Annotated in this window: 13 protein-coding genes; 3 read left to right on the top strand and 10 right to left on the bottom strand. The window is 53.4% G+C overall.

The features are described 5' to 3' along the window. Window positions 1-91: 91 nt before the first annotated feature. From hemG to pepQ, 4 genes are read right to left on the bottom strand one after another with little or no spacing between them, the layout of a single operon-like run. Entirely contained in the window at window positions 92-637 is a 546-nt protein-coding gene (gene hemG / locus OGY18_RS05115; RefSeq protein ID WP_032945724.1) for a menaquinone-dependent protoporphyrinogen IX dehydrogenase, read from the bottom strand. 11 nt (window positions 638-648) lie between these two features. Next, a complete protein-coding gene (gene trkH, locus OGY18_RS05110; RefSeq protein WP_003017848.1) occupies window positions 649-2,100 on the bottom strand; it encodes a Trk system potassium transporter TrkH in 1,452 nt (483 codons plus the stop codon). 38 nt (window positions 2,101-2,138) lie between these two features. Beyond that, window positions 2,139-2,753, bottom strand: a complete 615-nt coding sequence (locus OGY18_RS05105; protein ID WP_003828888.1) for an IMPACT family protein — start codon at window positions 2,751-2,753, stop codon at window positions 2,139-2,141. After that, complete coding sequence (pepQ, locus tag OGY18_RS05100) at window positions 2,753-4,084, bottom strand: Xaa-Pro dipeptidase (RefSeq protein WP_032950648.1); 1,332 nt, start codon at window positions 4,082-4,084, stop codon at window positions 2,753-2,755. Before pepQ ends, OGY18_RS05105 begins: the two co-directional genes overlap by 1 nt. Before the next feature lie 188 nt (window positions 4,085-4,272). On the opposite strand from pepQ, the gene fadB reads away from it, so the two are divergent. Beyond that, entirely contained in the window at window positions 4,273-6,462 is a 2,190-nt protein-coding gene (gene fadB / locus OGY18_RS05095) for a fatty acid oxidation complex subunit alpha FadB (protein WP_148362620.1), read from the top strand. A gap of 9 nt (window positions 6,463-6,471) precedes the next feature. Further along, a complete protein-coding gene (fadA, locus tag OGY18_RS05090; protein ID WP_286552093.1) occupies window positions 6,472-7,635 on the top strand; it encodes an acetyl-CoA C-acyltransferase FadA in 1,164 nt (387 codons plus the stop codon). A 155-nt stretch (window positions 7,636-7,790) separates the two neighbouring features. Here the strand turns inward: fadA and OGY18_RS05085 are convergent, their stop codons facing one another. The 4 genes from OGY18_RS05085 to ubiD form a co-directional block, all read right to left on the bottom strand. Next, window positions 7,791-8,771, bottom strand: coding sequence for a LacI family DNA-binding transcriptional regulator (locus tag OGY18_RS05085; RefSeq protein WP_191221983.1), 981 nt, complete (start codon window positions 8,769-8,771; stop codon window positions 7,791-7,793). Beyond that, window positions 8,768-9,694, bottom strand: coding sequence for an ROK family protein (locus OGY18_RS05080; protein WP_149282090.1), 927 nt, complete (start codon window positions 9,692-9,694; stop codon window positions 8,768-8,770). The genes OGY18_RS05085 and OGY18_RS05080 overlap by 4 nt, the downstream gene beginning before the upstream one ends. Before the next feature lie 228 nt (window positions 9,695-9,922). Continuing rightward, a complete protein-coding gene (gene fre, locus OGY18_RS05075) occupies window positions 9,923-10,624 on the bottom strand; it encodes an NAD(P)H-flavin reductase (protein WP_003828903.1) in 702 nt (233 codons plus the stop codon). Window positions 10,625-10,664: 40 nt separating this feature from the next. Next, window positions 10,665-12,158 (bottom strand): 4-hydroxy-3-polyprenylbenzoate decarboxylase, encoded by a 1,494-nt coding sequence (gene ubiD / locus OGY18_RS05070; protein WP_286552091.1) that lies wholly within the window; start codon window positions 12,156-12,158, stop codon window positions 10,665-10,667. Between the two features lie 204 nt (window positions 12,159-12,362). Here ubiD and rfaH point away from each other — a divergent pair, with 204 nt between their 5' ends. Then, on the top strand, window positions 12,363-12,851 hold the full coding sequence (gene rfaH / locus OGY18_RS05065) for a transcription/translation regulatory transformer protein RfaH (protein WP_003017881.1): 489 nt from the start codon (window positions 12,363-12,365) through the stop codon (window positions 12,849-12,851). Window positions 12,852-12,856: 5 nt separating this feature from the next. Here rfaH and tatD read toward each other — a convergent pair whose 3' ends face one another. After that, entirely contained in the window at window positions 12,857-13,639 is a 783-nt protein-coding gene (gene tatD, locus OGY18_RS05060) for a 3'-5' ssDNA/RNA exonuclease TatD (RefSeq protein ID WP_003841237.1), read from the bottom strand. 41 nt (window positions 13,640-13,680) lie between these two features. Further along, window positions 13,681-14,472, bottom strand: coding sequence for a Sec-independent protein translocase subunit TatC (gene tatC, locus OGY18_RS05055; RefSeq protein ID WP_003828911.1), 792 nt, complete (start codon window positions 14,470-14,472; stop codon window positions 13,681-13,683).

Here is a 14,472-nt window from a genome sequence, read left to right as displayed (position 1 = left end):
GTCAGTGGAGGCGCATTATAGGGAGTTATTTCAGGCTGACAAGGGGAAATTTAAAATAATCTTCCGAGTGCGTATTTTTTATTCTTTGCGCTTATTTTAACAACGCTTTGTTGGTTAATTGGGCAATTTCCCGCGCGAATCTCGCAACCTGTTCCCAATCGGTATACACCACTTCTTTATTCGTATCCGTTTCACCGCCTGACATCTTCATTATCAGTTGGATCATAACGCGGTCATACCAGCGATAGCGGGGATACAGCAAAGCACCCGCAATGACTGCACTGTGGTCTGGTCGCCACGGTGAACTCATCAGAAACTTACGCGCATAGCTGTTGGTTTGCGGCGTACGTTTCTCCGGTTTACGGGCAACGAGGTTTACGGAGTAGAACGCACTCGGCATCGAATTCAGCCGTGTGGCATGCTTTTTCACAAACTCCTGAAAAGCAGCATGGTAATGACCATAGCGAATAGAGGCGCCAATCACCACGCTGTCATAATTTTGCCAGTCCGGCTCCGCGGTACGATGCAAATTAACAACATCTGCCCAAACGCCCAGCTCTTTGAGTTCAGAAGCCAGATATTCAGCGATTTCACGCGTTTGTCCGTCCCGGGAAGAAAAAAGAATCAGTGTTTTCACGTGTTACTCCATTATTCACGCCAGAAGGTAGGGGTAAAGAGCACCAGCAGAGTAAAGACCTCCAGACGACCAAACAGCATATTGGCTATCAGGATCCACTTCGCCACAGGGTTCATACTGGCAAAGTTGTCGGCAACAACCCCCAGTCCAGGCCCCAGGTTATTCAACGTTGCCACAACGGAGGCAAACGCGGAGAAGTCATCAACACCGGTCGCAATAATCGCCAGCATACTGATAATAAAGACCAACGCATAGGCAGAGAAGAATCCCCACACTGCTTCAAGGATTCGCTCCGGCAACGCACGGTTACCCAGTTTGATACTGTAAACCGCATTCGGATGGACCAGTCGTTTCAATTCGCGGTTACCCTGCTTAAACAGCAGCAGGATACGAATCACCTTCAGACCACCACCCGTCGACCCGGCACAGCCGCCGATAAAAGCAGAACACAGCAACAGCACTGGCAGGAACAGCGGCCAGCGGGCAATACTATCCGTGGTAAACCCGGCTGTCGTCGCCATCGATACCACCTGGAAAAAGGCCTGGTTGATCGTCGTGAGCGCCGAGCCATAGGTATTGTGTATCCACAGCACCAACGTACAGACTGCCACCAGCGTCAACTGCACGCCGATAAACATGCGGAATTCCGGATCGCGCCAGTAAACCTTCAGGCTACGCCCACTTAATAAAGAGAAGTGCAGACCATAGTTACAACCGGAGATCAGCAAGAAGATAGCAATGATGGTGTTAATTGTGGGGCTGTCGAAATACCCCACGCTGGCATCGTGTGTGGAAAAACCACCGATGGCGATCGTGGCAAAACTGTGCCCAATGGCATCAAACGCGGGCATCCCGGCAAACCATAGCGCCAGCGCGCACGCCACCGTCAGTAATACATAGATAAGCCACAGCGTTTTCGCCGTTTCGGCAATACGCGGGCGCATCTTATTATCTTTCAGCGGCCCCGGCATTTCTGCCCGATAGAGCTGCATCCCACCCACGCCAAGAATAGGCAGGATAGCCACCGCCAACACGATGATCCCCATCCCGCCAAACCATTGCAGCATCTGGCGATAAAAGAGAATCGCGTGTGGCAATGAATCCAGCCCCACCAGCGTCGTCGCACCTGTAGTGGTCAATCCGGAAAAGGATTCAAAAAAAGCGTCGGTTATTGTCAGGTTAGGGCTTTCCGCAAAGATGAACGGTAGCGCACCCACGCTGCCCAGAACGGTCCAGAACAAAACGACAATCAGAAATCCTTCACGCGATTTCAGCTCGCCCTTCTCTTTACGGTTTGGCCACCACAGCATGGAGCCGATCGCCAGAGCAACGAAGAAAGTTTGGGTGAATGCACGCCCTGCCCCATCGCGGTAGATGAGCGCTACCAGTCCAGGGATAATCATTGTCCCCGAGAATAAGATGACCAGTAGTCCAACGATTCGGGTGATGGCGCGAAAATGCATCTCTGCCGCTTCCTTAGTTCTTTAAAATGAGGTGGGGATTATTCTTCAATCGCTAACAATTGCAATGAACCACGACTAAAATCCGCCAGTTTTGCCGAAAACTCATCCACTCTGGCAAAAGGAAGCGCCACCCTGAGCCGAACAAAAGCCTGGTAATCACTGGCAACGACTTTACCGTCAAACTGCCCCAGCAAGGCTTCAATGCCTGCCAGCTGACCGTACTCACACTGCAAAGTATATTCGGTTAATGGCGTCTTGCGCTGTGTCGTTAACTGGCGCAACGCCTGATTCACACCGCCACCGTAGGCTTTTACCAACCCTCCAGTACCGAGAAGGATACCGCCGTAGTAGCGCACGACTACAGCGGTAATCTCGCCGACACCGCTCCCCATCAGCTGCGCGAGCATCGGTTTACCTGCCGTACCCGCCGGTTCGCCATCGTCTGAAAATCCTAGCTGCTGCGAGTCATTGGGCGCACCCGCCACCCACGCCACACAATGGTGGCGGGCGTCAGGGTGTTCCGCTTTGACTGACTCAACAAACGCCTTTGCCGCTTCTACGCCGTCCGTATGGGCGAGCAGCGTAATGAAGCGGCTTTTTTTGATCTCTTCAACGACGCTGACCGGCGCCGCAGGGATTAACCAACTGTCCATTACGCCAGTTTCAAATCCCGCGTCATGTTTTCGATATTGTTCTCGTGGACCACCACGTTGTCTTCAATACGAATACCGCCGAACGGTTTCAGGGCTTCAATTTTCTGCCAGTTGAAGTGCTTGCTGAACTGTCCTTCACGCCACGGCGCCAGCAGAGATTCAATGAAGTAGATGCCCGGTTCGATGGTCAGAACCATGCCTGGTTGCAGTACGCGGGTGCAACGCAGGTAAGGATACTTCGACGGCGCGGCCAGATGAGTACCGCTGTCATCCTGCATAAAGCCTGCGACATCATGCACCTGCAGACCCAGCGGGTGGCCAATACCGTGCGGCATAAACGGCCCGGTAAGATCGTTTTCCACCATCGCCTCTTCACTCATATCAGTGATGATTTGATGCTTACGCAGCAGCTTCGCGATGCGCTGATGGAACTGAATGTGATAATCCACGTAGCTGGTGCCTGCTTTCATGGTGGCAATCAGCGCCAGCTCTTCGTCGTTAACGTCTTTCACCAGATGCGCATAGTCATTGTCGCTTTTCGCCGACCAGGTACGCGTCAGATCTGCCGCATAACCGTTGTATTCCGCACCAGCGTCGAGCAGGAAGCTGCGGATTTCAGACGGTGCCTGATGATCCAGCTTGGTGTAATGAAGCACCGAAGCATGCTCGTTAAGCGCCACGATGTTGCTGTATGGCACGTCGGTGTCGCGGTGACCGGTGGCAGTCAGGTAAGCGAGGTTGATGTCAAACTCGCTCATTCCGGAACGGAACGCTTCTTCTGCGGCACGGTGTCCATTTACCGCCATTTTCTGCGCTTCGCGCATACAGGCCAGTTCGTAATCAGTTTTATAAGCACGGTAATAATGCAGGTAGTCGATCACCCCTTTCGGGTTGATGTTGCTGGCCGCGATGTCCAGTTGCAGTGCACGTTCAGGAACCGGGCCGATGTAACCGATATTGCCGCGAGCAGCAGGCAGTTGGCTACCGATACCATCTGCTTTCGGCAGCGCGATGATCTCAATTTCTTCCGTCCAGAAGGAAGTAGGCAGCGGCTCAACGTTGTGCCAGTAATCAACCGGCAAGTAGAACCATAGTTTCGGCTTGTTTACGCCATCCACCAGCAGCCAGCAGTTAGGAACCTGCGTGACAGGCACCCAGGCTTTGAATTGCGGATTGACCTTAAACGGGTACGGATGATCGTCGAGAAAGACGTTAACAAGTTCGCCTGAGTGAATAAGTAACGCATCCAGCTTGAAGCGCTCCAGCGCGTCGCGCGTCCGTTCCTGTAAGGTAACGATATGATTTTTATAGAGTGCGGCCAGCGATTCCATTTTCTATCCTTCTGTTTTTTGACCTCAAGTCTCCGCATCTTAGCACATCGCTTTGTGAGTGCGTGATTTCTGCCGAGCGTGATCGAATCGTCATTTCTTTAATCATTCATTTGCATTTTATTAACATAAAACACACACTTCGATTCATCTGGTATGACCAGATCACCTTGCGGATTCAGGAGACTGACATGCTTTACAAAGGCGACACCCTGTACCTCGACTGGCTGGAAGATGGCATCGCCGAACTGGTGTTCGATGCCCCTGGTTCGGTCAATAAACTCGACACGGCCACCGTTGCCAGCCTGGGCCATGCGCTTGATGTGCTGGAAAAACAACCGAATTTAAAAGGGCTGCTGCTGCGTTCTAACAAAGCAGCCTTTATTGTTGGTGCCGATATCACCGAATTCCTTTCACTGTTCCTCGTGCCTGAAGAACAACTGAGCCAGTGGCTGCATTTTGCCAACAGCGTCTTTAATCGCCTCGAAGATCTGCCTGTTCCGACCCTGTCAGCGGTAAACGGCTACGCGCTGGGTGGCGGCTGCGAGTGTGTTCTGGCAACCGATTATCGTCTGGCAACGCCGGACCTGCGCATTGGCCTGCCGGAAACCAAGCTGGGCATTATGCCGGGCTTTGGCGGCTCCGTGCGTATGCCACGTATGCTGGGTGCGGACAGCGCGCTGGAAATTATTGCGACAGGTAAGGATGTTGGTGCTGAGCAGGCGCTAAAAATCGGCCTGGTCGATGGCGTAGTGAAGCAAGACAAACTGCTTGATGGCGCGATCGCGGTATTACGTCAGGCGATTAACGGCGACCTCGACTGGAAAGCCAAACGTCAGCCGAAACTGGAGCCGTTGAAACTCAGCAAAATTGAAGCGGCGATGAGCTTTACCATCGCTAAAGGCATGGTAGCGCAGACGGCTGGTAAACATTACCCCGCACCGATTACCGCGGTAAAAACCATTGAAGCAGCAGCCCGTTTTGGTCGTGAAGAAGCGCTGAATCTGGAAAATAAAAGCTTTGTTCCACTGGCGCACACCAGTGAAGCCCGCGCGCTGGTAGGGATCTTCCTTAACGATCAGTTCGTGAAAGCCAAAGCCAAAAAGCTCACCAAAAATATTGAAGCACCGAAGCAAGCCGCGGTGCTGGGCGCGGGCATTATGGGCGGCGGCATCGCTTACCAGTCAGCCTGGAAAGGCGTGCCGGTTGTCATGAAAGATATCAACGACAAATCATTAACGCTGGGCATGACCGAAGCGGCCAAGCTGCTGAACAAACAGCTTGAGCGCGGCAAAATTGACGGTCTGAAAATGGCGGGCGTGATTTCCACTATTCATCCAACCCTCGACTATAGCGGTTTTGAGCGTGTGGACGTGGTGGTTGAAGCGGTCGTGGAAAACCCGAAAGTGAAAAAAGCGGTACTGGCGGAAACCGAAGATCAGGTACGCCCGGGCACCGTACTGGCGTCGAATACCTCTACCATCCCAATCAACGAGCTGGCCAGCGCGCTCAAGCGCCCGGAAAACTTCTGTGGAATGCACTTCTTTAACCCAGTACACCGCATGCCACTGGTTGAGATCATTCGCGGCGAGAAAAGCTCGGATGAAACCATCGCCAAAGTTGTCGCGTGGGCAAGCCAGATGGGCAAAACACCAATTGTGGTCAACGACTGCCCTGGTTTCTTCGTGAACCGCGTGCTGTTCCCGTATTTTGCCGGTTTCAGCCAGCTGCTGCGCGATGGGGCGGATTTCCGCAAAATCGACAAAGTCATGGAAAAACAGTTTGGCTGGCCGATGGGCCCGGCTTATCTGCTGGACGTGGTGGGAATTGATACCGCGCATCACGCGCAGGCAGTGATGTCCGCAGGCTTCCCTCAGCGTATGCAGAAAGATTATCGCGACGCGATAGACGCCCTGTTTGATGCGAACCGTTTCGGACAGAAAAACGGTCTTGGATTCTGGCGTTATAAAGAAGACAACAAGGGCAAGCCGAAGAAAGAAGAGGATGCCACCGTTGACGATCTGCTGGCAGAAGTCAGCCAGCCGAAACGCGACTTCAGCGATGAAGAGATTATCGCCCGCATGATGATCCCAATGGTCAACGAAGTGGTGCGTTGTCTGGAAGAAGGCATTATCGCCAGCCCGGCAGAAGCCGATATGGCGCTGGTTTATGGCCTGGGCTTCCCTCCGTTCCATGGTGGCGCGTTCCGCTGGTTGGATACGCTCGGCAGCGCGAAGTATCTCGATATGGCCCAGCAGTATCAGCACCTCGGAGCACTGTATGAAGTTCCGGCTGGTCTGCGTGATAAGGCGCGCCATAACGAACCGTATTATCCCCAGGTTGAGCCTGCCCGCCCGGTTGGCAGCCTGAAAACGGCTTAAGGAGTCACAATGGAACAGGTTGTAATTGTTGATGCGATCCGTACCCCGATGGGCCGTTCGAAAGGGGGCGCGTTTCGTAATGTGCGGGCAGAAGATCTCTCCGCACACTTAATGCGTAGCCTGCTGGCGCGAAATCCTGCGCTGGAGCCATCCGCGCTTGATGATATTTACTGGGGCTGCGTGCAGCAAACGCTGGAGCAGGGTTTCAACATCGCCCGTAACGCCGCGCTGCTGGCGGAAGTTCCGCACTCCGTTCCGGCCATCACGGTCAACCGCTTGTGCGGTTCATCAATGCAGGCGCTGCACGACGCGGCACGTATGATCATGACCGGCGATGCTCAGGCGTGCCTGATTGGCGGCGTGGAACATATGGGCCATGTGCCAATGAGTCACGGCGTTGATTTCCATCCGGGCATGAGCCGCAACGTGGCAAAAGCCGCGGGAATGATGGGTCTGACTGCGGAAATGCTCTCTCGCATGCACGGCATCAGCCGTGAAATGCAGGACGCTTTCGCCGCACGTTCACATGCTCGTGCCTGGGCTGCAACACAGTCTGGCGCATTTAAAAACGAAATCATCCCGACCGGTGGCCATGATGCCGACGGCGTGCTGAAGCAGTTTAACTACGATGAGGTTATCCGCCCAGAGACAACCGTTGAAGCGCTCTCCACCCTGCGCCCGGCGTTCGATCCGGTTAGCGGAACGGTCACTGCCGGTACCTCCTCCGCGCTCTCCGACGGCGCAGCAGCGATGCTGGTCATGAGCGAAAGCCGCGCCCGTGAGCTGGGTCTGACGCCGCGTGCCCGAATCCGTTCGATGGCTGTTGTTGGCTGTGACCCGTCAATTATGGGTTATGGTCCGGTTCCGGCCTCAAAACTGGCGCTGAAAAAAGCGGGACTCTCCACCAGCGATATCGGTTTGTTTGAGATGAACGAAGCCTTTGCCGCTCAGATCCTGCCGTGCATTAAAGATCTGGGGCTGATGGAGCAGATCGATGAGAAGATCAACCTCAACGGCGGGGCGATCGCTTTGGGTCATCCGCTGGGTTGCTCCGGGGCGCGTATCAGCACCACCTTGCTCAATCTGATGGAACGCAAAGACGTACAGTTTGGCCTGGCGACGATGTGTATCGGGTTAGGCCAGGGCATCGCGACGGTATTTGAGCGAGTTTAATCAAAGCATGTGACTTATTGTAGGCCGGGCAAGCGAAGCGCCCCCGGCGACTATGCCGGATGGCTACGCTGATGCGTCTTATCCGGCCTACAACACAAATGCCATTGTATAACAATTTAGTTGCCGTTCTTCCCGCCTGTCAGGGGCGGGTTTTTTTATTTCCCTGAACTACCTCGCACCACTAACTGCACCGGCAACAGCAGATTCTCTTCCTGATTTTCTTCCAGCAATAAACGCAGCGCTTCACGCCCCAATTGTTGTTTATCAACCGCAATAGTAGTGAGTGGTGGATGTGACCAGGCCGCAGCATCGATATCATCAAACCCCACCAGCGCGAGATCTTCCGGGATGCGTATCCCCTGCTGTGCGCACACCCGTTGAACAACCAGCGCTGCCGCATCGTTATAGGCAAAAATAGCATCGGGCGGCTCCGGCAATCTGAGTAGCTCATTTACCGCCTCAACCAGAGATTGATCGGTATCCAACAGCGGCGGCGCAACGGCTTCATACTCTGGCGGCATCAGCAAACGGGCCTCATACAATGCCTGACGGTAGCCCTTCTCGCGCTGACGGATGCTGTAGTGCGCAAGCGTGCTGGCAAGAAAAGCAATACGGCTGCGACCTTGTGCAATCAAATGTTGCGTGGCCAGATACCCACCCTGAGTGTTATCCGGGTTCACGCAAGGCAGGCCCGGCGCCCAGAGATCCACCAGCACCAACGGCAGCTTCATCTGTTGCAGCAAGCCAAGTAATTCAGGCTCAAAAAATCCGGCACAGATCAGTGCATCAGGCTGGTGCAGCAGCACCTGCTCACTCACTGCATCGCCTGGACCAATGGAGAGAAAGCTCAGCGCAATACCATGGTCACGACAGTTATCTTCTATCCCCAGCAGTAGTTGAGAATAAAACGGCAATGCCCGGCTGATATTGTGCTGGCGGTGAAGCAAAAAAAGGACGCGTTTGATCTTGTCAGTACGCAGACGGGAAAAATCATAACCCTGCTGCTGCGCCACAGAAATAATGCGCAGCCGGGTGTCTTCACGTAGCCCCGGCTGCCCTTTTAGGGCGCGGGAAACTGCGCCAACTGAAACACCACAAGCTTCGGCAATATCTCTGATACGTACAGGTTTCGTCATTTCACTCTCATTGATTCTACTATGGCTTGTTGCGCCCCCAGCCAGGCCGCACCACGTACACCGCTGCTGTCGCCGTGACGGGCCCGAACGATCGGTGTGCGGCACTGCTTACCAAATACGTACTGCGCCACTCGCGCCTGCAAACCCGAATACAGTAAATCGATATTGGATACCCCGCCCCCTAGCACGATAACATCGGGATCGAGCGTATTCACCACGCCCGCCAACGCACGCGCCAGTTGATCGCAATAGCGTTTCCATACAAAGCAGGCATCCGCATCACCCGATTCTACCTGTTGCATAATTTGTGGCACACCCACATGCTGCGCGGTGTGATTCAGGTACTGGCGTTCCAGACCGCTGCCGGAAATAAAGCTCTCAATACAGTTCAACTGTCCGCAATAGCATGTCACTCCAGCCCCGTCCTGAGATTCGTGGTAGCGCGGCAATGCATTATGCCCCCACTCTCCTGCGCAGGCGTTAGGTCCAGAGATCAAGCGGTTATCGATGCATAGTCCACCGCCGCAACCGGTACCGAGGATCACGCCAAATACCACGCTATGCCCGTGTCCGCTACCGTCCATCGCTTCCGACAAGGTAAAGCAGTTGGCATCATTAGTAACAGGCACGGGCATTCCTAACGCTCGCTCAAGGTCTTGCGCAAAGGCCTGTTGATTGAGCACCAGGATGTTGGAGTTCTTAATTAACCCCTCGCTATCCACCGCGCCAGGCACCCCAATGCCAACCGATAAAGGCTGATTAACGGCCAGTCTGGCCTTAGCAATCATCTCCGTCACGGCCTGGAAAAAATCACCGTAACTCTGCTTTGGTGTCGCGCATCGCTCGCGGTAAACAATTACACCCGCGTTATCAATCACCACCGCTTCGATTTTAGTCCCGCCAATATCCAGTCCGAGCCTCATGGTTTTCCTCGTTTGCGCCTCGCAATTTGATTGTGTCTAGTTTGCCAATTTTGTTTACTAAACAAAAAGAGACCTGTCACAAAAGCTAAGTTTTGTGATTAATAGATAGGAAAAATATGTTTACTAAAAAACGTGGTAAAAAAGAGAAACAACGAGATCGGGCTTGCACCCTGTTAGAAGAAGTAAGGTTGGTGATGAATGCGCCGGAAGGACTCCGGCGCACAGCGCTTAAATGAACGCGAAAGCGTCGCCAAACAGGCGATCTTCACGCGCACTGCGTTCATTACAGAACAGATCGCGCGCGATTTTGGCCATTTCGAAACGACCAGCGATGTAGATATCATGCTCCGCCAGGGTACCGTAATCCTGTAATACTGCCGTTAACACGGTTCCCGTACGACCACGCCAGCCGTCTTCAGGCTGTTCCACCACTGGCTCAACGCGCAAATTCGGGTGATTCACTGACAGCGCTTCCAGCTCGGAGAGATCGTAGAGATGCTTCTCTTCGCGCCCGCCCCAGTAAATGGTGATATCGCGATTTGGATTGCGCGCCAGCGCGGTAAGCAGAATGGAACGCACGTAAGAGAACCCTGTACCACCGGCAATCAGGATCAGCGGGCGCTCGTCTTCATCACGCAGCCAGGCTTCGCCATGCGGAATGTCGACCTTGATCTCCCGGTCTTTCAGAATACGGTCCATCACGGCCATGGCATAAAGATTTAGCTCAGAGGCGCCAACGTGCAGCTCAATGAATCCTTGCTCGTCCGGCGTTGATGCCATGGAGAACGGACGCTTATCCCTTTCGTCCATCACGACCATTAAATACTGGCCAGCACGAAAGGAAAACGCCGCGTCTGGCACTAAACGAACGCGATATACGGTGTCAGTGATAGCTTCTACCGAGGTCACTTTACAGCTTAAGGTTGTCATGCGCTCTCTCTGTCGGATCAATAGGCAAAACGATCGCGCCTCAGGCGCTTTTGCCGTCATTAAAGATGGCCAGTTCATCCCAAATTGCGTCAATGCGCGCAGTCACTTCAGGATCTTTTTTAATCGGACGTCCCCATTCACGTTGGGTTTCGCCCGGCCATTTATTTGTGGCATCCAGCCCCATTTTTGAACCAAGGCCGGAAACCGGCGAGGCAAAGTCCAGGTAATCAATTGGCGTATTCTCTACCAGTACCGTATCCCGGGCCGGATCCATACGGGTAGTAATTGCCCAAATCACATCATTCCAGTCACGTGCGTTGACGTCATCATCGCAAACAATAACAAATTTGGTGTACATAAACTGACGCAAAAACGACCAAACACCCATCATGACGCGTTTGGCATGGCCAGCGTACTGTTTTTTCATCGTCACGACGGCCAGGCGATATGAACAGCCTTCCGGAGGTAGATAAAAATCGACGATTTCCGGGAACTGCTTTTGCAGAATCGGCACGAAGACTTCGTTCAGCGCCACGCCGAGCACCGCGGGTTCATCTGGCGGGCGTCCGGTATAGGTAGAGTGATAAATTGCATCTTCACGCTGGGTAATGTGCGTGACGGTAAAGACCGGGAAGCTATCTACTTCGTTGTAGTAGCCGGTATGATCGCCATACGGCCCTTCCGGAGCCAGCTCGCCCGGTTCAATGTACCCTTCCAGCACGATTTCTGCACTGGCAGGCACTTCCAGGTCGTTGGAAATACATTTAACTACTTCGGTCTTGGTTCCGCGCAACAGCCCGGCAAATGCGTACTCGGATAATGTATCAGGAACCGGCGTCACGGCCCCCAGAATGGTCGCAGGATCGGCTCCTAACGCCACAGAAACCGGGAAGCGTTCGCCCGGATGCGCTGCGCACCATTCCTGGTAATCAAGCGCGCCGCCGCGATGGGACAGCCAGCGCATAATGAGCTTGTTTTTGCCAATCAGCTGCTGACGATAGATGCCCAGATTCTGCCGCTCTTTATGCGGACCACGCGTTACGGTGAGCCCCCAGGTAATCAGCGGCGCGGCATCTTCCGGCCAGCAGGTCATAATCGGAATGCGGTTTAAATCAACGTCATCGCCCGAGTAGATTTTTTGCTGACAAGGTGCACCGCGCAACCGCTTAGTCGGCATGTTCAACACCTGCTTAAACTGCGGCAGCTTATCAAACAGATCGCGGAATCCTTTCGGTGGCTCTGGCTCTTTCAAAAACGCCAACAGTTTACCGACTTCTCGTAGCGCCGAGACATCTTCTTGTCCCATCCCCATCGCAACACGCTTTGGTGTGCCAAACAGGTTACACAGCACCGGCATTGAATAGCCTTTCGGATTCTCAAACAGCAACACAGGCCCACCGGCACGCAGGGTGCGATCGGCAATTTCAGTAATTTCCAGGTGGGGATCCACCTCAAGCGAAATGCGTTTGAGCTCGCCCTGCTGTTCAAGCAGCGTCAGGAAGTCGCGTAAATCGTGATATTTCATGGCGTCCATTGTGGCCTCTTCGTAAGCGCTTCATTATACGGCGTTCATCATTGTGATGCTGTATTTTTGTTAAATTAGCGTGAACTCTGGCGATACATATAAGCCCCGGGCGTATATACCCATTGGGTTTCAGCCTGCGTTGAGGCGGGTATAATTAACTTAACGCATGGCTTTTGCTATGCTGGCGCTCAGAACATGCGGATAAGAGTTATTATGCAATCCTGGTATTTACTGTACTGCAAACGTGGGCAACTTCAGCGAGCCCAGGAACACCTGGAAAGACAGGCGGTGAACTGTCTGACGCCTATGATCACCCTGGAAAAAATAGTGCGCGGTAAACGTACCACAGTCAGTGAACCACTATTCCCTAATTACATGTTTGTCGAGTTCGACCCGGAAGTGATCCACACCACCACTATCAATGCCACGCGTGGTGTCAGCCATTTCGTCCGTTTTGGAGCGACGCCTGCGACCGTCCCTTCTCCCGTTATTCACCAGCTTTCTATCTACAAGCCTGAAGGAATTGTTGACCCGCAAACTCCTCAGCCAGGGGACAGCGTGATTATTACTGAAGGGGCGTTTGAGGGGCTAAAAGCGATCTTCACCGAACCGGATGGCGAAGCGCGTTCCATGCTACTGCTTAACCTGTTGAATAAAGAGGTTAAGCAGAGCGTGAAAAATACCGGCTTTCGAAAAATTTAAGCCGTTTAGAAGGTCACTTCGAACAGCGTTCTGACGTTAGCATCAATGGTTGCTGACAGCCATTGAGGATCTTCTCCGCGCCAGTGGGCAATACGCTCAAGAATATGTGGCAGGTGCGCCGGTTCATTGCGCCGTGACGTCGGTTTAGGCGTTAAGTCGCGAGGAAGTAGGTAAGGCGCATCAGTTTCGATCAGTAGTCTTTCTACCGGAATAAACGGCAGCAGTTCCCGCAGTTCCATCCCCCGACGCTCATCACAGACCCAGCCGGTAATACCAATATAAAGCCCTCGGTCCACACAGTCCTGCATCTCCTGCCGCGTTCCGGTAAAACAGTGCAGCACCGCGCCCGGGAGGCTATCCAGCCACGGCTCCAGCAACGTCAGAAAACGCTCATGGGCATCCCGACAATGCATGAAAATCGGCATCTGCAGTTCAGCGGCAATGCGCAGTTGTGCCTCAAAAGCACGTTCCTGCTCCTGCGGCGTGGAGAAATTGCGATTGAAATCCAGACCGCACTCGCCAATAGCGACCACCTCAGACTGGTTTGCCAGCGCGATAATCTCGTCTTCCGTTGAGGATTGCCATTGGCTACTGTCATGCGGGTGCACGCCAGCCGTGGACCAGCAATGTGGATAATGTTGCGCCAACTTCAGCGCCTGCTGGCTTTCGTGCAGGTTTGTTCCGGTCAGAAGCATACCGTTTACGCCCGCAGCAAAGGCGCGCGCCACAACATCATCCCTGTCTTTCGCAAATTGTGAACTGGTTAAATTAACGCCAATATCAAACATGCTACCTCCCATATGACAACCGCCCTGACGGGCGGTTGAATTTACTCTTCTGTTTTCTCGGTGGCTTCGGCTTCTTTTGCTTCTTCAGCCTCGTTGTCCTCATCTCGCGTACGTCGCTTACCGACATAGAAACGAGAGAAGAAAACGCCCACTTCAAACAGACAGTACATCGGTATCGCCAACAACGTTTGCGAGAAGACATCTGGCGGAGTCAGTAACATCCCGACGACGAATGCTCCCACCACAACGTAAGGTCGTTTCTTACGTAAATCTTCAGGTGTTGTAATGCCCATCCAGCATAGCAGCACAATGGCGACAGGGACCTCAAAAGAGACACCGAAAGCCATAAACAGCGCCATTACGAAACTGAGATAGCTGGCAATGTCCGTCGATACCTGCACGCCTTGCGGAGCCGTGTTGGCCAGAAAACCAAACGCCAACGGAAAGACGACAAAATAGGCGAATGCCATGCCGATGTAGAACAACAACGAACTGGAAACCAGCAGCGGCACAACCAGTCGACGTTCATGTTTATACAAAGCAGGCGCAATAAATGCCCACACCTGGTAGAGGATCACTGGCGCTGACAGGATCAGCGACACCATGAAGGTCAACTTTATTGGGGTAAAGAACGGCGAGGCCACATCGGTGGCGATCATCGTTGCACCCTGCGGCATCTGTTTAATCAGCGGCGCCGCAACCATATGGTAAATGTCGTTGGCAAAGTAAACCAACGCCAGAAAGATCACGATAACCGCAATAATGCAGTTCAGGAGTCGCTTACGCAGCTCGATAAGATGCGTAATGAGCGGTTGGGTATCTTCTACAGCCAT

The organism is Citrobacter sp. Cpo142 (assembly GCF_030332425.1).
In the GTDB taxonomy this organism is placed as follows: domain Bacteria; phylum Pseudomonadota; class Gammaproteobacteria; order Enterobacterales; family Enterobacteriaceae; genus Citrobacter; species Citrobacter portucalensis.
Note: the sequence above shows the minus strand (reverse complement) of the source record. Positions and strands in the feature narration are given on the sequence as shown.